Below are 18,282 nucleotides of genomic sequence, written 5' to 3' on the forward strand. Positions count from 1 at the left end.
CAGCACTCGCTCCCGGCACCGCCTTCTCGCTCACGGGGGTTCCGATGCCCGGGCTCGTCAACGCGCTGGTGATCGCAGCCGTCGCCGCCATAGTGATCGCACGGCAGTTCCGCGCCCGGGCGATCGACACGGACCGGCGCTGGTGGCTGCTGCCCGTGATACTCGCGGCCGTCGCGCTGCGCGAGCCCGGTGTCCTCGACGCCCACCACCGCCTCGAATCCGCCGCCCTGCTCGCGGTGGAACTGCTCATCGGGCTGGCCACCGGCGTTGGCTGGGGCTGGACCACCCGCATCTGGACGGCGCCGGACGGCGTCCTGTGGACCAGGAGCACGAAGGCGAGCATCGCCGTCTGGGCCGTGGGGCTGGCCCTGCGGGCCGGCGTCTTCGCCCTCGGCTCCGCACTCGGCCTGCACCAGGACAGCTCCGCGCTGATGCTGGGCCTCGCCGGAACCCTGCTGGTGCGGGGCGTGATCCTGGCCCGGCGGGTCCGGTCCGCCGACGCCGTGAGCCCTCCCGCCCCGGCATACGGTGCCGACGAGCAGCCGGCCTGGAAGGAGCGCGTGTGACCGAGAACGCCTGGACCCGCTGGCCGTCGCGGGAGGCACTGGGCCGCGCGGGAATCACCCGGGCAAGACGCGTGCTCGTCTGGGTCGTCCGGCTGCTCGTGCTGGCCCTGCTCCTCTGGGGCGCTGTCAGCCAGCGGCACGTCGGTATCTGGGGAGCGGTCACGGCGGCGGCCGGAGTCGTCCTCGCCGCTCTCGTCTCCTGGGCCTTCTTCCGGACCACCTATGAGCACCGGCTGGTGCCCTCCCTGGCGCTCGTGAGCATCCTCCTGGGCATCGCGGTCACCGCCGAGGCCACGGGATTCGGAGGACCGGCCCTGGTGATCTGGTGCGGCTGCGGAGTCGTCGCGCTGGAGCGGCTGCCGCTCGGCGCCGCGGTCCCCGTAGCGTCGGTGGCACTGGCCTCGTACGCCGCGTTCACCAACGACGTCTGGCTGGCCACGGCCGCCACCGTGGCCGGCATGGCCCTCGCCGGGTACGTGCTGAGGCTGGACGCGGAAGCCCGGGGCAACGCGCAGCGGCTGCTTGCCCAGGAGCGCGCCGCCCGCACGGCCGAGGCCGAGTCCGCGGCACTGGCCGAGCGGGCCCGTATCGCACGGGAGATCCACGACGTGCTGGCCCACAGCCTCTCGGCGCAGCTCGTGCACCTGGAGGCGGCCCGGCTGCTGATCGAGAACGGCGCGGAGCGCGAACGGATCCTGGAGCGGGTGGTGGCCGCGCGGGGCATGGCCCGCGACGGGCTCGCCGAGACCCGGCAGGCGCTGTCCGCCCTGCGGGGAGAACTGACCCCGCTGGAGGACTTCCTGACCGGGCTCGTCAGCTCGGCCGACGGGGCGGAGGTCACCGTCACAGGTGAACGCAGACCCCTGCCAGCCGAGGCGTCCCAGGCCGTACGGAGGGTCGCGCAGGAGGCGCTGACGAACGTCCGCAAGCACGCCCAAGGCGCCAGAGTGGCCGTACGGCTCGACTACGGCGAGCACGAAGTGACGCTGAACGTCCGGGACTCGGGCGGACGGCCGGGCGAACTCGACGGAGCCGGAGGCGGGTACGGTCTGCTGGGCATGCGCGAGCGTGCCGAGCTGCTGGGCGGTTCACTGGACGCGAGGCCGGACGATGAGGGGTTCGTGGTGACGCTGAAGGTGCCCGTATGACGGAGACGGAAGGGGAGAAGAAGCCCGCACGGGTGGTGGTGGCCGACGACCAGACCGTGGTCCGCGAGGGCATCGTGATGCTGCTCGGGCTGTTGCCGGGTGTGGAGGTCGTGGGGGCCGCCGCAGACGGTGAGGAGGCGGTGCGGCTGGTCGGCGAACTCGCGCCGGACGTCGTGCTGATGGACCTCAGGATGCCCCGCTGCGACGGCGTGGAGGCCACCCGGCGGATCCGGGCCCGGTACCCCGGCACCCAGGTCGTGGTGCTCACCACCTTCGCGGACGACGAGTCGCTGTTCCCGGCACTGCGGGCCGGTGCGCGGGGGTACCTGACCAAGGACGCGGGCGGTGACGAGATCGTGCGGGCCGTGCACAGCGTGCTCTCGGGGGACGCGGGGCTGTCGCCGAGTGTCCAGCGCCGGCTGCTGGAGCGGCTGTCGCAGCCCGAACCCGAGGCCGTGCCGGCGGCCGGCGAGACGCCCGACGGGCTGACCGCGCGCGAGACCGAGGTCCTCGTGCTGATCGCCGAAGGCCTCAGCAATCAGGAGATCGCCCGCAGACTGCACGTGTCGACCGCGACCGTGAAGACCCACATCAACAACCTCTTCGCCAAGACGGGCCTCAAGGACCGGGCGCAGGCCGTGCGGTACGCCTACAGCAGGGGGCTCGTGAGGCCGCCCGCCGGCTGAGTCACCTGATGGGGTGAAGAGCGCGAGGAAGAAGAGTCAGAGATCTTTCCGTTCTGTCCATCCTTGGGCATGCAGTCAAGCAACGGTCGCCCCGGGGGCGCCGGGGACGGTTCCGAGAGATCCGAGAGATCGGCCGAGAACCAGGAAGACCACACCGCGCCCTCCCGGGACGTGACGTACGAAGACCCTTGGTACGACGCGCTGGCCTCCGGCTGGGGTGAGCTGGACGGCACCGGCAGGCCGGCGCCGGCCGTGCCGCCGGCCCGGGGCGAGCCCGGCGTGACGGCGGTGGACACCTGCGAGGTGTACCTCCAGGTGCAGCGCAGTCAGGCGTTCCAGGAGGTGCGCGGCAGATACCGGCGGTTCGTGGTGCCGGGGGTCGTCGGCTTCCTGGTCTGGTACGTGGGGTACGTGGTCGCCGCGACGACCGCGCCCGGGCTCATGGCCCGGCCGGTGGCGGGGGCGGTGAACGTGGGGATGCTCGCGGGGCTGGGGCAGTTCCTCAGCACCTTCCTGCTCACCTGGGCTTACGCCCGGCATGCTCGGCTGCGCCGGGACCGGGCCGCGCTGGAGCTGCGCTGGGACACCCAGGAGCTGGCCCGCGGCGCGCGAGGAGGCGCCTCATGAGCGGTGACCATCAGACACTGGCGCTGCTGCTGTTCATCGGGTTCGTGGCGGTCACCCTCGGGATCACGACCTGGGTGAGCCGCAGGCGGCACGGCTCGGCGGAGGAGTTCTACGCCGGCGGCCGGCTGTTCTCCCCGATGGAGAATGGTTTTGCCATCGCGGGCGACTACATGTCGGCCGCCTCCTTCCTCGGGATCGCCGGGCTCATCGCGCTGTTCGGGTACGACGGGCTGCTGTACTGCGTGGGCTTCCTCGTGGCGTGGCTGCTTGTGCTGCTCCTGGTGGCGGAACTGGTGCGCAACTGCGGGCGGTTCACCCTGGCCGACGTGCTGGCCGCGCGGATGCGCGAGCGGCCGGTGCGGATCGCGGCGGGGACGTCCTCGGTGACGGTGTCCGTTCTGTATCTGGTGGCGCAGATGGTCGGCGCGGGAAGCCTGGTGGCGCTGCTGCTGGGGCGGACGGGAGGCGCGGCCCAGGCCTGGACGGTCATCGGCGTCGGCGCGCTCATGGTGATCTATGTGTCGTTGGGAGGGATGCGGGCCACCACCTGGATCCAGATCGTGAAGGCGGTCCTGCTGCTCGGCGGGACGGTCGTGCTGACTGTTCTCGTCCTGCTGCGCTTCCACGGTGACGTCGACCGCCTCCTGCTCGCGGCCGCGGAGCGCAGCGGCCACGGGAAGGCGTTCCTGGCGCCGGGCCTGAAATACGGCGGGGACTGGACCGACCGGCTCGACTTCATCAGCCTGGGACTCGCGCTGGTGCTGGGCACGGCCGGACTGCCGCACATCCTGTCCCGCTTCTACACCGTGCCGACCGCGCGGGCCGCGCGCCGCTCCGTGGTGTGGTCCATCGGTCTGATCGGCAGCTTCTACCTGATGACGATCGTCCTCGGATTCGGTGCGGCGGCCGTGGTGGGGCCGGAGGCCGTGCGCGGGTCCAACGCGGCCGGGAACACGGCTGTGCCGCTGCTCGCCCTCGACCTGGGCGGCGGCGCGGGCTCCACGGGCGGCACGGTGCTGTTCGCGGTCGTCGCGGCGGTGGCCTTCGCGACGATCCTCGCGGTGGTCGCGGGCATCACGCTGGCCTCCTCGGCCTCGGTGGCGCACGATCTGTACGCGTCGCTGCGCCGGCCGCACGGCAGGCCCCGCAGCGAGGTGGCGGTGGCACGGTGGGCGGCGGTCGGCATCGGCGTCGTGGCGATCGCGCTCGGCCTGCTGGCCCGCGATCTCAACGTCGCCTTCCTCGTCGGCCTCGCCTTCGCGGTCGCCGCGTCGGCCAACCTGCCCGTCCTGCTCTACTCGCTGTTCTGGCGCGGCTTCACGACACGTGGCGCGGTCTGGGCGGTGTACGGCGGGCTGCTCCCGGCGATCGGGCTGGTGCTGCTCTCCCCGGTGGTGTCCGGCAGCCCGGACTCCCTGTTTCCGGCCGTCGACTTCCAGTACTTCCCGCTGGACAACCCGGGCATCGTCTCCATCCCGCTCGGCTTCCTGGCCGGCTGGCTGGGCACGGTCATCTCGGACGAGGTCGCGGACGAGGGCAAGTACGCCGAGACGGAGGTGCGCTCGCTGACCGGGGCCGGAGCCGCCTAGCCCGGCCACCGTTGTCCCGCTACGGCGCCACCCAGGCGTACCGGTGTTCGGGGCGGCCCGTGTCGCCGTACTTCAGGGAGAGGCGGAGCCGGCCCGCCTGTTCCAGGTGGCGCAGGTAGCGCTGGGCGGTGGAGCGGCTCAGGCCGGTCCGGGCGGCCACCTCGTGGGCCGAGAGGGGCTGGTCGGCGCGGTGCAGGACGCCGCAGATCAGGTCCGTCGTGGGCTCGGAATGGCCGGTCGGCAGGCCGGGTGCGGAAGGGGCGGGAGCGGTGCGCAGGGCGCCGAAGATCCGGTCGACCTGTTCCTGGCCGGTCAGGCCCCGGCCGCCCACCCGGTCGACCGTGCGGCGCAGGGCGGCGTAGGAGTCCAGGCGGGCGCGCAGTGCGGCGAAGGTGAACGGCTTGACCAGGTAGTGCAGGGCGCCCATGCGCATCGCCTGCTGGACGGTCGTCACATCACTGGCTGCCGTGATCATGATGACGTCCGTGCCGTGGCCCTGCTCCCGCATGCGGTGCACGAGTTCCAGTCCCGTCCGGTCCGGCAGGTAGTGGTCGAGCAGAACCAGGTCGATGCCGCCTCGTTCGACGGCGGCCAGGGCCTGCGCGGCGCTGTGCGCGCGGGCGGCCACCCGGAAGCCGGGAACCTTTCCCACGTATTTGGCGTTGATCTCTGCGACGCGGAAGTCGTCGTCCACGACCAGGACGTCAATCATCAGGCCTCTCCTTCAAGGCCGGCGAGCATCGAGCCCGTGTTCGGCTCCGCAGTTGTAGCGCGAGCAAAACGAGCACAACAGGTCCTTGCGAGCAAAAGATCGGCTTGTGCTCACAAGACTCCTGCTGTGGCGGGGGCCACACCTACCGTCCCGGCCCATGAGCGCACACACCAGCCCCGCCATCGAGCTGCGGGGCGCGAGCAAGATCTTCAGAACCCCGTCCGGGGGACTGCACACGGCCGTGCGCGGCCTGGACCTCACCGTCGGGCGCGGCGAGTTCGTGGCGGTCGTAGGGCCCACGGGCTGTGGCAAATCCACCACGCTGACCCTGGTCAGCGGCCTGGAGGAGCCCACCGAGGGTGAAGTGCTGGTGACCGGGGAGCCGGTCGACGGCGTCGGCGACAAGGTCGGCTTCGTCTTCCAGCAGGACGCCACCTTCCCCTGGCGGACGGTCCTGTCGAACGTCATGGCGGGCCCCCGCTTCCGGGGCGTGCCCAAGGCGGAGGCCAGGCAGAAGGCCCGCGAGTGGCTGGCCCGGGTGGGACTCGCCGCCTTCGAGGACCGCTATCCGCACCAGCTCTCCGGCGGCCAGCGCAAGCGCGTCGCCCTGGCGGCCACGTTCGTCAACGACCCCGAGATCCTGCTGATGGACGAGCCGTTCTCCGCGCTCGACGTGCAGACCCGGGCGCTGATGTCGGACGAGCTGCTGGAGCTGTGGGAGGGCACCGGCGCCTCCGTCGTCTTCGTCACCCACGATTTGGAGGAGTCCATCGCGCTGGCCGACAGGGTCGTCGTGATGACCGCCGGACCCGCCACCGTGAAGCAGGTCTTCGACATCGACCTGCCCCGTCCGCGGAAGGTCGAGTCGGTGCGTCTGGAGCCGCGGTTCATCGAGATCTACCGCGAGATCTGGGACTCCCTCGGCGAAGAGGTCCGCATCACCCGTGAGAGGGGTGCCGCCCATGTCGCCTGAGGTGCTCAGCACTCCGGTGGTCGACACCGTCAAGACACCCGGTCGCGCGCAGACCCGAGCCCAGGCCGCCCGCCGGCGCAAGGTCCTCGTCGGTGTCGCGCGCGTGGTGCTGCTCGTGGTCGTTCTCGGGTTGTGGGAGACGCTGTCGCGCGCCAAGGTCATCGATCCGTTCAACTTCTCGATGCCCTCGAAGATCTGGGACCAGATCTACACCTGGGTGGCCCACGGTACGGCGCTCGGCTCCCTGGGCGAGCAGATCTGGTACACGCTCCACGAGGCACTTCTCGGCTGGGTCATCGGTGTGGTCGCCGGCGTGCTCCTCGGTATCGCGCTCGGGCGGATCAGATTGCTCGCCGAGATTCTTGGTCCGTACATCAAGGTGCTCAACTCGATTCCCAGGATCGTGCTGGCGCCCATCTTCCTGATCTGGTTCGGCCTCGGCCCGTCCTCCAAGGTGGCCTCCGCCGTCGTCCTCGTCTTCTTCCCGGTGTTCTTCAACGCCTTCCAGGGCGCCCGAGAGGTGGACCGCAACCTCGTGGCCAACGCCCGGATCCTGGGCGCGAGCGACCGCAGGGTGACCCTCCAGGTGGTCATCCCGTCGGCCACCTCCTGGATCTTCACCAGCCTCCACGTCAGCTTCGGCTTCGCGCTCATCGGCGCCATCGTCGGCGAGTACATCGGCGCGACCAAGGGCATCGGCCTGCTCGTCGCGCAGTCGCAGAACACCTTCAACGCGGCCGGTGTGTACGCCGCGATGGTCATCCTCGCCGTCGTCGCCCTCGTCGCCGAAGGGCTGCTCACCTTCGCCGAGCGCCGCATCTTCCGCTGGAAGTCCAGCGGTTCCGACAGCTGACCGGCCCCCTCGCCACCCCCCGCCGCTTCCTCCCGCACCGCCCTCTCACAAGGACGTGAACCGCATGCGCAAGACCGCCGGATACGCCTCCCTCGCCGCCGCCGGACTGCTCGCCCTCTCCTCCCTCACCGCCTGCGCCAACGACGCGGCAAGCTCCACGGCCGACACCGGCAGCGGTGGTGGCGGCAAGGGCGAGAACGTCAAGATCATGGTCGGCGGCCTGGACAAGGTCATCTATCTGCCCGCGATGCTGACCCAGCGCCTCGGCTACTTCCAGGCCGAGGGCCTGAACGTCCAGCTCCTGAGCGAGCCCGCCGGGGTCCAGGCCGAGACCGCGCTCGTCTCCGGCCAGGTGCAGGGCGCGGTCGGCTTCTACGACCACACCCTCGACCTTCAGGTGAAGGGCAAGGCGGTGGAGTCGGTCGTGCAGTTCTCGCACGCTCCCGGCGAGGTCGAGGTGGTGTCCCGCAAGGCCGCCGGCGACCTCACCTCGCCCAAGGACTTCAAGGGCCGGAAACTGGGCGTGACCGGCCTCGGCTCCTCGACCGACTTCCTCACCAAGTACCTGGCGGTCAAGAACGGAGTGAAGATCAGCGAGTTCACGCCGGTCGCGGTGGGGGCGGGGCCGACGTTCATCGCGGCGCTCCAGAACGGCGCGATCGACGGCGGCATGACCACCGACCCGACCGTCGCGACGCTCCTGGACAAGAAGGCCGGGAAGATCCTCCTCGACATGCGCACCCCCGAGGGTTCGCAGGAGGCGCTCGGCGGCCCTTACCCCTCGTCGAGTCTGTACATGCAGACGGACTGGGTCAACGGACACAAGGACACCGTCCAGAAGTTGGCCAATGCATTCGTCAAGACGCTCAAGTGGATGTCCACGCACAGCGCCGACGAGATCGCCGCCAAGATGCCCGCGGACTACTCCCAGGGCGACAAGGGGCTGTACGCGCAGGCCATCAAGAGCACCCTGCCGATGTTCACCGACGACGGCGTGATGCCCCAGGGCGGTCCCGAGACCGTCGAGAAGGTGCTCAAGGCGTTCAACCCCAACATCAAGAACGCGAAGGTCGACTTGAGCAAGACGTACACGACGGAGTTCGTCAAGGCGGTCAAGTGACCGCTGCCTGAAGCGCGCTCAGGCGCGGGTCGCCCACACGTAACGGTGCTCCGGGCGGCCCGCGTCGCCGTACTTGAGGGTCAGCCGGGCCCGGCCGGTGCGCTCCAGCAGCTTCAGATACCGCTGGGCGGTCTGCCGGCTCACCCCCGTCCGCTCGGCGATCTCCTGGGCGGACAGCGGACGTTCCGCGCTCAGCAGCGCCTGGCGCACCAGCTCGGCCGTCGTGGGGGAGTGCCCCTTGGGCAGCCCGGGTTCCGAAGGGGCGGACAGGGCGCCGAAGATCCGGTCCACCTCCGCCTGCTCGGCCTCGCCGCCGCCGTCCAGGGTGCGCCGCAGCTCGGCGTACGCCTCCAGCTTCGCCCGCAGACCGGCGAACGCGAACGGCTTCACCAGGTACTGCAGCGCCCCCTGCCGCATGGCCGCCTGCACGGTCGACACGTCCCGCGCCGCCGTCACCATGATCACGTCGGTCTGGTGGCCGCGCCGGCGCATCTCCTGGACGACCGCGAGCCCCGTGTCGTCGGGCAGGTAGTGGTCCATCAGGACGAGGTCCAGCCGTGGCAGGGTCTCCACCTGGTGCAGCGCCTCGGCCGCGTTGTGCGCCTCGCCGGCCACGTGGAAACCGGGCACCTTCTCCACGTAGGCGGCGTTGACGCGGGCGACGCGGGTGTCGTCGTCCACGACCAGGACCTCGATCATTGCGCCTCCTCCTCGGCGACGGCGGCGGCCCCGACGGACTCCTGGGGCACCGTGGGTTCCGGTTCCGGTTCGGTCAGCGCCTCGGGCAGGATCACGGTGAACTCCGCGCCACCACCGGCCGCCGTACCCACGGTCGCGCTCCCGCCCTGCCGTTCGGCGAGCCGGCGCACCAGGGACAGCCCGATGCCCCGCTTGCCGTGCGCGGGCGGCTGCTTGGTGGACCACCCCTCCGTGAAGATCAACTCGCGTTGCTGCTCGGGGATTCCGGGGCCCGTGTCGTGCACCGTCAGGACGACCGTACGGCCCTCCGTGCGCAACTCGACCTCCACGCGCGCGTGGAGGGTGCCCGCGACCGCGTCGAGAGCGTTGTCCACGAGGTTGCCCACGACCGTGACCAGACCCCGGGGATCGATCAGCCGGTCCGGGAGCCGGGTGCGCTCCGACACCCACAGGGCGACTCCGCGCTCGGCCGCCACGGTCGCCTTGCCGACCAGCAGCGCGGCCAGCAGCGGGTCCTGGATCTTCTCCGTGACCTGCTCGGCGGTGGCCCGGTGGTCCCCGACCACCTCGCCGACGAACTCCACGGCGTCGTCGTACATCTCCAGCTCCAGCAGTCCCAGCAGGGTGTGCATGCGGTTGGCGTGCTCGTGGTCCTGCGCGCGCAGGGCGTCGATCAGACCGCGGGTGGAGTCGAGTTCGCGCCCCAGCTGCTCCAGTTCGGTGCGGTCGCGCAGGGTGGCCACGGCGCCCCCGTCGCCGGTGGGCATGCGGTTGGCGACCAGGACGCGCTGGCCGCGCACGGTGAGCAGGTCGGTGCCGGTCACCCGGCCGGCCAGCACGTCCGTCGTGCGGCCCGCGCCGAGCGCCTCGTCCGGGGTCCGCCCGACGGCCTCGTCACCGATGCCCAGCAGCCGCCGCGCCTCGTCGTTGAGCAGGCGGACCCGGCCGCCCCGGTCGAGCGCCACGACGCCCTCCCGGATGCCGTGCAGCATCGCCTCGCGCTCCGCGAGCAGCGCCGAGATGTCGGAGAAGGCCAGGTCCCGGGTCTGCCGCTGGACCCGGCGGGAGATCAGCCAGGCGGCCAGCGCGCCCACCGCGAGCGCGCCGCCGGCGTACGCGAACAGTCCTGGGATGGCGCTGATGAGCCGCGCCCGCACACTGTCGTAGGCGATGCCGACCGAGACCGCGCCGACGATGCGGTGGCGGGCGTCGTACAGCGGCACCTTGCCGCGCGCCGAGCGTCCGAGCGTGCCCTTGTCGATCTCCATGACCTCCTCGCCCCGCAGGGCGTCGGAGGGGTCGGTGGAGACGAGCCGGCCGATCTCCGAGGGCGTGGGGTGCGACCAGCGCACCCAGTTCCGGTCCAGCACCACGATGTACTCGGCGTGCGTGGCCCGGCGGATCCGCTCGGCCTCCCGCTGCACCGGACCGTTCCTGGTGGGCGGGGCGGTGAGGACCCCCTCGGCGATCTGCGGGTCCTGGGCGGTGGTCTCGGCGATGGCCAGCGCGCGCCGCATCGCCTCCTGGTCCAGCTGCTTGCTGAGCGGAGCCAGGAACAGCCCGGTCGCGAGCACCGCGACTCCCGCGGCGATCGCCACCTGCATCAGCAGCACCTGGGAGAACATCCGCCGGGGCAGTCCGAGGCGCAGACGGCGGACGGGGAGAGTGGGGCTCATGCCCACGACGGTACGTGGGACCGCCGGAAGCGCCCCAGGGGGTGTGGGGCGGATCGCTCGATCCACCCGTTGATCAATGGTTGACGGCATGGGTGACGGCATCCACGCGGCTAGCCGGCGAGCGCCGTCGGCCTCAGCTCGCGCACCTCGACCACGTCCATCCGCGCGGGCGTGCCGAGCACCGCCGCGCCACAGCTCTCCTGGCGGGGCGGCAGTGACGCCCCCTGCGCCACGGTGACCCGCCACCGGCGGCCGTCGGTGTGCGCGACGGTGACCTCCCAGCGCGGAGCCGCACCGGCCGTCCGTACGACGCTCAGCACACCCGCCCGGTACTCGTCCGCGGCCGACCGGACGGCCAGCTCCGCCGCCTGGCCGGGCCGTTCCCACGCGGAGCACCCCCGGCACCCCTCGACGACCACGCGCCCCTCCCGGACGCCGTGCAGGGCCTCCTTCACGGTGTGCGCCTCGGCGCGGCCGTAGGCGTAGCCGTACGGCAGGACGAGCACCGTGGGCGCGAACCGGTGTCCACCCAGATGGGTGACCTCCCAGACGCCCCGGACCCCGGAGGCGACCAGCTCCGTGGCGAGCGGACGGCCCAGGAGGGCGCAGCAGCGGTCGCGCTTGCCGTTGGTGCACACGAGCGCCAGCGGGTCACCGCGGTGCGGCTGCCCGGCGAGCACCGCGCCGAAGGAGCGGTGGTCACCGGCCCCGAGGCCGGCGAAGTCCAGGTCGAGCAGCCGCCGCGGATCGCGGGTGGTGGCACTGTGCAGCCATACGTTTCCCGGAACGGTGTGTGCGGAGTACACCCGCCGGATCGCGGGCGCACCGGTGTCGGCATGGCGTCCGGGGCGCCGGATCAGCGCGATGCGCACGCCGGTTCCGTCGGCGGCGGCCTCCAGCTCCCGGCCCAGCACGGGGTCCAGGTGACTGGAGGTGAGCGCCTTGACGCCCCACGGACCGGGCTGTTCCAGCAGCAGCCACGTCGTCGCCGTGGCAGCCGTACCGGAAACCGGCTCGTCGAGGCTCCGGGAGACGGTCGCACACCTAGTCACAGAGGTGAGCCTAACCTGACTCCCGCCGCGGGCCCTTCCGGCGGTGCCGTGCCCTACTCCGGGAGGGGCTGCGGCGGGCGCGGACCGACGTAGTGGCCGCTGGGGCGCATGCGCAGCGGGCGCTCGCCGTACTCCTCCAGGGCGTGGGCGATCCAGCCCGCCGTGCGGGCGACGGCGAAGATCGTCTCGCCGGCCGTGGCCGGCATGCCGCAGGACGCGGTGAACACCGCCAGGGCCAGGTCCACGTTGGCGTGCAGCGGGGTGTGCCGGGCGGTCGTCGCCACGATGTCGCGGGCCGCGAGCAGCGCGGACTCCGCGCGCGGGACCTGTTCGAGGAGGCCGAAGAGCACCCGCGCGCGGGGGTCCTCGCCCGCGTACAGCCGGTGGCCGAGGCCGGGGACGCGGCGGCCCTCGCGCAGTTCGGCGGCGATCACGGGGACCGCCGTGCCCTGGTCCAGCACGTCCAGCAGCATCCGGTGGGCCAGGCCGCTGGCGGCGCCGTGCAGCGGACCCTCCAGCACGCCGAGCCCGGCCGAGACGGCCGCGTACGCGTGCGCGCGGGCCGAGGCGGCGACCCGTACCGCGAGCGTCGACGCGGCCAGGTCGTGGTCGGCGAGCAGCGCCAGCGCGGTGTCCAGGACGCGCAGGGAGGCCTCGTCGGCCGGGCGGCCGGTCAGCCGGGTCCACAGGCGCTGGGCCAGCGGACCGTCGTCCTTGCGCTCGTACGCGGCCGGCGGCAGGGCGGCGACCAGGGTCGGGATGAGGATCCGCGCCGTACTCAGCACGGCCTCCTCGGACAGGTCGAAGCGCAGCGGGTCCTCGGCCGCGGCGGCGACCGCCGCCACCCGCAGCCGGTCGACGGGCGAGGCGTGCTCGGACAGGGCGTCCACCGCGCGGCGGGCGACCTCCACGGTGGTGTCGGGTGCGGAGAAGGCCGCCCCGGGGCTCATCCGGCCCGTCCAGAGCCACTCCGCGACCTCCTCGTAGGGGTGGCGGGCGGCCAGCTCGACGGCGTCCACGCCCCGGTAGAAGTACCGGTCCTGCTCGATCAGCGTGATCCGGGTGCGGACGGACAGGTCACCGCCCGAGCCCGGGGTTCCGGCCGCCTCGCGCCGGTTGCGGCGGGCGAGGGCCTCCACCTCCTTGGCCTCGAAGGTGCTGGCCCGGCCGCCGGGCTCGCGTCTGCTGCTGAGCAGGCCGCGGCTCACGTACGCGTAGACCGTCTCCGGCTTCACGCCGAGGAGTTCGGCCGTCTCCTTGGTGGTCAGCCGGTGCCCGGGGCGGTGGGGAACGGTGTCGTGATCGCGCATGGACGCCACCGTAGCCGTCTCTGCACAGGTTGATGGCTACATGTTGATTACATCAACGTTGACAGGATCTTCGTCAAGAGTAGACAGTCGGATCAAGTCGAGGGAGGAAAGAACCATGGCCGTCAACAGGACCAGCACCCCGCTCATCGACGCCCCGCGCGGCCTCGCGGGCGTCGTCGTCGCCGAGACCGAGATCGGTGACGTCCGGGGCCGGGAGGGCTTCTACCACTACCGCCAGTACTCCGCCGTCGACCTCGCCCGCACCCGCAGCTTCGAGGACGTGTGGCATCTCCTGGTCCACGGCGCGCTCCCGGACGCGCGGCGCGGCGCCGCCTTCGCCGCCGAGACCGCCGCCCTGCGGCGCCTGCCCGACGGCGTACGCACGGCCCTGCCCGCGATCGCCGGGGCCGGCCGGCTCTCCGGTCCGCTGGCCGGACTGCGCACGGCACTGTCCCTGCTGGGCGCCGCCCAGGGCTTCCGGCCGGTCTACGACACCGACCCGGACCAGCGGCGCGCCGACACCGTGGCCGTCTGCGCGGCCGTACCCACCCTGCTGACCGCGCTGTACCGGCTAGGCCGGGGCCTCGACCCCGTAGAGCCCCGCGAGGACCTCTCGTACGCGGCCAACTACCTGTACATGCTGACCGGTTGGGAACCGGATCCGCGTCGGGTCCGTGCGGTCGAGCAATACCTGATCTCAACCATTGATCACGGATTCAACGCGTCAACCTTCACCGCACGCGTCATCGCGTCCACCGGCGCCGACGTCACGGCCTGCCTGACCGGTGCCGTCGGCGCTCTTTCCGGCCCGCTGCACGGAGGCGCGCCCAGCCGGGCCCTGGACACGCTGGACGCCATCGGCACGCCCGACCGGATCGACGCCTGGATCCGCGCCCGGGTGCTCGCCGGCGACCGGATCATGGGCTTCGGCCACGCCGTCTACCGTACGGAGGACCCCCGTTCCCGGATGCTGCGCGAGATCGCCCTCGGCTTCGGCGGCCCCCGGGTCGACTTCGCGGTGGAGGTCGAGCGCCGGGTGGAGGCGATCCTCGCCGAGCTGAAGCCCGGCCGCGAACTCCACACGAACGTCGAGTTCTACGCCGGTGTGGTCATGGAACTGTGCGGCCTGCCCCGGGAGATGTTCACCCCCACCTTCGCGGCGGCACGCGTCGTCGGCTGGAGCGCCAACATCCTGGAACAGGCCACCGACCCGAAGATCATCCGCCCGGTGGCACGGTACGTGGGCCCGGAGCCCAGGGTGGCGGTGGCCTCCGGCCGCTGACGCGGACCGGCGACCCGCCGGTGACGCGGCGCCTCAAGCCGGCGGGCACAAGCACCGTTCCCCACCGCTCGTATCCTGGACGACCAGTCCACGCCCGTCCGTGCGCCGGGCCCGCGAGCCGGTGCGCGCTGGTACGTCAGAGAGGTCGCCCGTTGGGGAACAGCCCGGTAGACAGCGGAAGCCCGCAGCAGATCCCGGTCGTCGTGCTCGCCGGGTTCCTGGGCTCCGGGAAGACCACGCTCCTCAACCATCTGCTGCACCGCAGCGGAGGCAGCAGGATCGGGGCCATCGTCAACGACTTCGGGGCCATCGAGATCGACGCCATGGCCGTCGCCGGCGCCCTCGGCGACTCGACCGTCTCCCTCGGCAACGGCTGTCTGTGCTGTGCCGTCGACGCCGGCGAACTCGACCTCTACCTGGACCGGCTCGCCGCGCCCGCCACCGGCATCGACGTGATCGTCATCGAGGCCAGCGGGCTGGCGGAGCCGCAGGAACTGGTGCGGATGGTGCTCGCCAGCGAGCATCCCGGCATCGTCTACGGCGGTCTGGTCGAGGTGGTCGACGCCGCCGAGTTCGACGCCACGCGGGCCGGGCACCCCGAGATCGACCGGCACCTCGCCCTCGCCGACCTGGTCGTCGTCAACAAACTCGACCGCGCCGGCGACGCCGACCGGATCCTGGGGCTCGTGCGCTCGCTCACCGACCGGGCCGCCGTCGTCCCCGCCACCTACGGCCGTATCGATCCCGAGTTCCTCTTCGACTGCCGGCCCACCGAGGAGCGCGTCGGGCAGCTGTCCTTCGACGACCTGGACGACCACGGCGACGACAACCACACCGGCCACCTGCACACCGGCTACGACAGCCTCTCCTTCACCTCCGACGTGCCGCTGGAGCCCCGCCGGCTCATGCGGTTCCTGGACGGCCGGCCCGAGGGGCTGTACCGGATCAAGGGGTACGTCGACTTCGGGCCGTACGACCCGGTCAACCGGTACGCCGTGCACGCCGTCGGCCGGTTCCTGCGCTTCTACCCGGAGCCCTGGGCACCGGGGGAGGCCCGTCTCACCCAGCTCGTGCTGATCGGCTCCGGCATCGACGCGGACACCCTCGGCAAGGAACTCCAGGGGTGCAGGAACGACGCCCCGCACGCCGATGAGCACGGCATGTGGGGCGTCCTGCGCTACGTACAGGGCCCGGACGGACCGGACGGCGGGACGGAAGCGGACCTGGAGGATCCGCCCGCCTAGCTTCGCCCGCCTCGACCCGGGCCGCCCGCGTGGACCCGGGCCGCCCGGCTCAGAGCACCGGCCCCGCCACCACGGCCACCGTCTTCGGCAGCGAGGTGCCTGAGCCGTCCCGGCGCGGGTCCACCTCGGGCAGCTCCACCGGGGTGCCGTTCTTCTGCGCCGCGCGCGCGGGCAGCGGGCCCGCCCAGGCCAGCGACAGACAGTCCTCGCCCTTCAGGAAGCGCTGGCAGCGCACACCGCCCGTGGCCCGGCCCTTGCGCGGGTACTGGTCGAACGGGGTCAGCTTGGCCGTCGTCTGCACCGAGTCGTCCAGCGTGCCGCGCGAGCCCGCCACCGTGAACACCACCGCGTCGGCGGCCGGGTCGACCGCCGTGAAAAAGATGACCTTCGCGCCCTCGGTGAGCTTGATGCCCGCCATGCCGCCCGCCGGGCGGCCCTGCGGCCGGACGATCGAGGCCTGGAACCGCAGCAGCTGCGCGTCGTCCGTGACGAACACCAGGTCCTCCTCGCCGGTGCGCAGCTCCACCGCGCCGACGATCCGGTCGCCCTCCTTGAGCGTGATGACCTCCAACTCGTCCTTGTTGGACGGATAGTCGGGCACCACCCGCTTGACGACACCCTGCTCCGTGCCGAGCGCGAGACCCGGCGACGACTCGTCCAGCGTGGTCAGGCAGACCACCGTCTCGTCGTCCCCCAGGGAGACGAACTCCGCCAGCGGGGCCCCGCCGGAGAGGTGCGGCGCGGGCAGCGGCTCCGGCAGCTGCGGCAGGTCGACCACGTTGATCCGCAGCAGCCGGCCCGCCGAGGTCACCGCACCGATCACCCCGCGCGCGGTCGCCGGCACCGCCGAGACGATCACGTCGTGCTTGACGCGCTTGGCGCCCGCCGCCTGCGGGAACGGCTCCGCGGTCGCCGTACGGGCCAGCAGCCCCGTCGAGGACAGCAGCACCCGGCACGGGTCGTCGGCCACCTGCAGCGGCACCGTGGCCGCCGTGGCGCCCGCGGACTCCAGCAGGACCGTGCGCCGGTCAGTGCCGAACTTCTTGGCCACGGCGGCCAGCTCGGCCGAGACCAGCTTGCGCAGCTCCGCGTCCGACTCCAGGATCCGGGTCAGCTCCTCGATCTCCGCGGTGAGCTTGTCCTTCTCCGCCTCCAGCTCGATCCGGTCGTACTTGGTGAGCCGGCGCAGCGGCGTGTCGAGGATGTACTGCGTCTGCACCTCGCTCAGCGAGAAGCGCTCCATCAGGCGCTCCTTGGCCTGCGCGGAGTTCTCGCTGGACCGGATGATCCGGATGACCTCGTCGATGTCGGCCAGCGCGGTCAGCAGGCCCTCGACCAGGTGCAGCCGGTCGCGCTTCTTGCCGCGGCGGAACTCGCTGCGGCGCCGGACCACGTCGAAGCGGTGGTCCAGGTAGACCTCCAGCAGCTCCTTCAGGCCCAGGGTGAGCGGCTGGCCGTCGACCAGGGCGACGTTGTTGATGCCGAAGGACTCCTCCATCGGCGTCAGCTTGTACAGCTGCTCCAGGACGGCCTCCGGCACGAAGCCGTTCTTGATCTCGATGACCAGGCGCAGGCCGTGCTCGCGGTCGGTGAGGTCCTTGACGTCGGCGATGCCCTGGATCTTCTTCGCGTTGACCAGGTCCTTGATCTTCGCGATGACCTTCTCGGGGCCGACCGTGAACGGCAGTTCGGTGACCACCAGGCCCTTGCGGCGGGCGGTGACGGTCTCGACCGACACGCTGGCGCGCATCTTGAAGGTGCCACGACCGGTCGCGTACGCGTCCCGGATGCCGTCGAGGCCGACGACCCGGCCGCCGGTGGGCAGGTCGGGGCCCGGGACGTGCTTCATCAGCGTGTCCAGGTCGGCGTTCGGGTTCCGGATCAGGTGGCGCGCGGCGGCGATGACCTCGCGCAGGTTGTGCGGCGGCATGTTCGTCGCCATGCCGACAGCGATGCCCGAGGACCCGTTGACCAGCAGGTTCGGGAAGGCGGCGGGCAGTGCCACCGGCTCCTGCTCCTGGCCGTCGTAGTTCGGCGCGAAGTCGACGGTGTCCTCGTCGATCGACTCGGTCATCAGGCTCGTCGCCTCGGCCATCCGGCACTCGGTGTACCGCATGGCGGCCGGCGGGTCGTCGTTGCCCAGCGAACCGAAGTTGCCGTGGCCGTCGACCAGCGGGACGCGCATGGAGAAGGGCTGCGCCATGCGCACCAGGGCGTCGTAGATCGACGCGTCCCCGTGCGGGTGCAGCTTGCCCATGACCTCGCCGACGACACGCGCGCACTTCACGTAGCCGCGCTCGGGACGCAGGCCCATCTCGTTCATCTGATAGACGATCCGGCGGTGCACCGGCTTGAGACCGTCACGGGCGTCCGGCAGGGCGCGCGAGTAGATGACCGAGTACGCGTACTCGAGGTAGGAGCCACGCATCTCGTCCACGACGTCGATGTCGAGGATTCTCTCCTCGAACGAATCGTCGGGCGGCGGGGTCTTCGTGCTGCGGCGGGCCATCGCTGCCTGGCTCCTTCTGATCTGGTCGCTCGCCTACGGGGCGCTCGTGCTGCTGAAGCGTTTGACGGATCTGACGCGGACCATTGTGGACCTAGGCACTGACAACCCGTGCCACCACCCGGTCGGGCGGGCTCGCCGGACCGGCGGAGCGGAGTCCGACGCAGGCTACGCGATCCGCTGTGGGCGTACGTCCCGCGGGAACTTCGCCGAGGCCCCGCACGCTTTGCATACAGTGG

The 18,282-nt window shown here is 71.8% G+C and carries 16 protein-coding genes; 10 read left to right on the forward strand and 6 right to left on the reverse strand.

Going from position 1 to position 18,282, the window contains the following annotated elements:
- Nucleotides 1–44: 44 nt before the first annotated feature.
- The 5 genes from IG05_RS0115355 (at nt 45) to IG05_RS0115375 (ending at nt 4,616) form a co-directional block, all read left to right on the forward strand.
- A complete protein-coding gene (locus IG05_RS0115355; RefSeq protein ID WP_030342926.1) occupies nt 45–566 on the forward strand; it encodes a hypothetical protein in 522 nt (173 codons plus the stop codon).
- On the forward strand, nt 563–1,714 hold the full coding sequence (locus IG05_RS0115360; RefSeq protein WP_030342928.1) for a sensor histidine kinase: 1,152 nt from the start codon (nt 563–565) through the stop codon (nt 1,712–1,714). The genes IG05_RS0115355 and IG05_RS0115360 overlap by 4 nt, the downstream gene beginning before the upstream one ends.
- Nucleotides 1,711–2,400 (forward strand): response regulator transcription factor, encoded by a 690-nt coding sequence (locus IG05_RS0115365; protein WP_030342930.1) that lies wholly within the window; start codon nt 1,711–1,713, stop codon nt 2,398–2,400. The genes IG05_RS0115360 and IG05_RS0115365 overlap by 4 nt, the downstream gene beginning before the upstream one ends.
- 69 nt (nt 2,401–2,469) lie before the next feature.
- The gene (locus tag IG05_RS0115370; protein ID WP_078894205.1) at nt 2,470–3,027 is read left to right on the forward strand and encodes a DUF485 domain-containing protein; all 558 of its coding nucleotides are present in this window, start codon (nt 2,470–2,472) and stop codon (nt 3,025–3,027) included.
- Nucleotides 3,024–4,616, forward strand: coding sequence for a cation acetate symporter (locus tag IG05_RS0115375; protein ID WP_030342933.1), 1,593 nt, complete (start codon nt 3,024–3,026; stop codon nt 4,614–4,616). The genes IG05_RS0115370 and IG05_RS0115375 overlap by 4 nt, the downstream gene beginning before the upstream one ends.
- A 19-nt stretch (nt 4,617–4,635) precedes the next feature.
- On the opposite strand, the gene IG05_RS0115380 is transcribed toward IG05_RS0115375, so the two are convergent.
- Complete coding sequence (locus tag IG05_RS0115380; protein WP_030342934.1) at nt 4,636–5,328, reverse strand: response regulator; 693 nt, start codon at nt 5,326–5,328, stop codon at nt 4,636–4,638.
- A 157-nt stretch (nt 5,329–5,485) separates the two neighbouring features.
- Here IG05_RS0115380 and IG05_RS0115385 point away from each other — a divergent pair, with 157 nt between their 5' ends.
- From IG05_RS0115385 to IG05_RS0115395, 3 genes are all read left to right on the forward strand, one after another.
- Nucleotides 5,486–6,301 carry an ABC transporter ATP-binding protein gene (locus tag IG05_RS0115385; RefSeq protein WP_030342936.1) on the forward strand — a complete coding sequence of 272 codons (816 nt, stop codon included), beginning with the start codon at nt 5,486–5,488 and terminating at the stop codon, nt 6,299–6,301.
- Nucleotides 6,291–7,154, forward strand: a complete 864-nt coding sequence (locus IG05_RS0115390) for an ABC transporter permease (protein WP_030342937.1) — start codon at nt 6,291–6,293, stop codon at nt 7,152–7,154. The genes IG05_RS0115385 and IG05_RS0115390 overlap by 11 nt, the downstream gene beginning before the upstream one ends.
- A 64-nt stretch (nt 7,155–7,218) precedes the next feature.
- A complete protein-coding gene (locus tag IG05_RS0115395; RefSeq protein WP_030342939.1) occupies nt 7,219–8,274 on the forward strand; it encodes an ABC transporter substrate-binding protein in 1,056 nt (351 codons plus the stop codon).
- Between the two features lie 18 nt (nt 8,275–8,292).
- Here the strand turns inward: IG05_RS0115395 and IG05_RS0115400 are convergent, their stop codons facing one another.
- The 4 genes from IG05_RS0115400 to IG05_RS0115415 all read right to left on the reverse strand — a co-directional run bounded on the left by IG05_RS0115400 (nt 8,293) and on the right by IG05_RS0115415 (nt 13,011).
- The gene (locus tag IG05_RS0115400; RefSeq protein ID WP_030342940.1) at nt 8,293–8,973 is read right to left on the reverse strand and encodes a DUF7342 family protein; all 681 of its coding nucleotides are present in this window, start codon (nt 8,971–8,973) and stop codon (nt 8,293–8,295) included.
- Nucleotides 8,970–10,649, reverse strand: a complete 1,680-nt coding sequence (locus tag IG05_RS0115405) for an ATP-binding protein (protein WP_107051358.1) — start codon at nt 10,647–10,649, stop codon at nt 8,970–8,972. The genes IG05_RS0115400 and IG05_RS0115405 overlap by 4 nt, the downstream gene beginning before the upstream one ends.
- Nucleotides 10,650–10,759: 110 nt before the next feature.
- Nucleotides 10,760–11,701, reverse strand: a complete 942-nt coding sequence (locus tag IG05_RS0115410; protein ID WP_030342943.1) for a sucrase ferredoxin — start codon at nt 11,699–11,701, stop codon at nt 10,760–10,762.
- Between the two features lie 53 nt (nt 11,702–11,754).
- Entirely contained in the window at nt 11,755–13,011 is a 1,257-nt protein-coding gene (locus IG05_RS0115415; protein ID WP_030342945.1) for a citrate synthase, read from the reverse strand.
- Between the two features lie 115 nt (nt 13,012–13,126).
- Between IG05_RS0115415 and IG05_RS0115420 the strand changes: the two genes are divergently transcribed.
- Nucleotides 13,127–14,293, forward strand: coding sequence for a citrate synthase/methylcitrate synthase (locus IG05_RS0115420; RefSeq protein WP_030342946.1), 1,167 nt, complete (start codon nt 13,127–13,129; stop codon nt 14,291–14,293).
- Between the two features lie 152 nt (nt 14,294–14,445).
- Entirely contained in the window at nt 14,446–15,537 is a 1,092-nt protein-coding gene (locus tag IG05_RS0115425) for a CobW family GTP-binding protein (protein ID WP_030342948.1), read from the forward strand.
- A gap of 49 nt (nt 15,538–15,586) precedes the next feature.
- Here the strand turns inward: IG05_RS0115425 and IG05_RS0115430 are convergent, their stop codons facing one another.
- The gene (locus tag IG05_RS0115430; protein WP_030342950.1) at nt 15,587–18,046 is read right to left on the reverse strand and encodes a DNA gyrase/topoisomerase IV subunit A; all 2,460 of its coding nucleotides are present in this window, start codon (nt 18,044–18,046) and stop codon (nt 15,587–15,589) included.
- Nucleotides 18,047–18,282: the final 236 nt, after the last annotated feature.

The organism is Streptomyces sp. NRRL S-1022, assembly GCF_000720135.1.
Lineage (GTDB): Bacteria > Actinomycetota > Actinomycetes > Streptomycetales > Streptomycetaceae > Streptomyces.

Excerpts from the sequence above, each read along its gene's own strand:
- IG05_RS0115420 (WP_030342946.1), top strand. The coding sequence starts at position 13,127 with ATGGCCGTCAACAGGACCAGCACCCCGCTCATCGACGCCCCGCGCGGC.
- IG05_RS0115430 (WP_030342950.1), bottom strand. The coding sequence starts at position 18,046 with ATGGCCCGCCGCAGCACGAAGACCCCGCCGCCCGACGATTCGTTCGAG.
- IG05_RS0115415 (WP_030342945.1), bottom strand. The coding sequence starts at position 13,011 with ATGCGCGATCACGACACCGTTCCCCACCGCCCCGGGCACCGGCTGACC.
- IG05_RS0115395 (WP_030342939.1), top strand. The coding sequence starts at position 7,219 with ATGCGCAAGACCGCCGGATACGCCTCCCTCGCCGCCGCCGGACTGCTC.
- IG05_RS0115370 (WP_078894205.1), top strand. The coding sequence starts at position 2,470 with ATGCAGTCAAGCAACGGTCGCCCCGGGGGCGCCGGGGACGGTTCCGAG.
- IG05_RS0115375 (WP_030342933.1), top strand. The coding sequence starts at position 3,024 with ATGAGCGGTGACCATCAGACACTGGCGCTGCTGCTGTTCATCGGGTTC.
- IG05_RS0115400 (WP_030342940.1), bottom strand. The coding sequence starts at position 8,973 with ATGATCGAGGTCCTGGTCGTGGACGACGACACCCGCGTCGCCCGCGTC.
- IG05_RS0115405 (WP_107051358.1), bottom strand. The coding sequence starts at position 10,649 with ATGAGCCCCACTCTCCCCGTCCGCCGTCTGCGCCTCGGACTGCCCCGG.
- IG05_RS0115365 (WP_030342930.1), top strand. The coding sequence starts at position 1,711 with ATGACGGAGACGGAAGGGGAGAAGAAGCCCGCACGGGTGGTGGTGGCC.
- IG05_RS0115380 (WP_030342934.1), bottom strand. The coding sequence starts at position 5,328 with ATGATTGACGTCCTGGTCGTGGACGACGACTTCCGCGTCGCAGAGATC.
- IG05_RS0115355 (WP_030342926.1), top strand. The coding sequence starts at position 45 with ATGCCCGGGCTCGTCAACGCGCTGGTGATCGCAGCCGTCGCCGCCATA.
- IG05_RS0115385 (WP_030342936.1), top strand. The coding sequence starts at position 5,486 with ATGAGCGCACACACCAGCCCCGCCATCGAGCTGCGGGGCGCGAGCAAG.
- IG05_RS0115390 (WP_030342937.1), top strand. The coding sequence starts at position 6,291 with ATGTCGCCTGAGGTGCTCAGCACTCCGGTGGTCGACACCGTCAAGACA.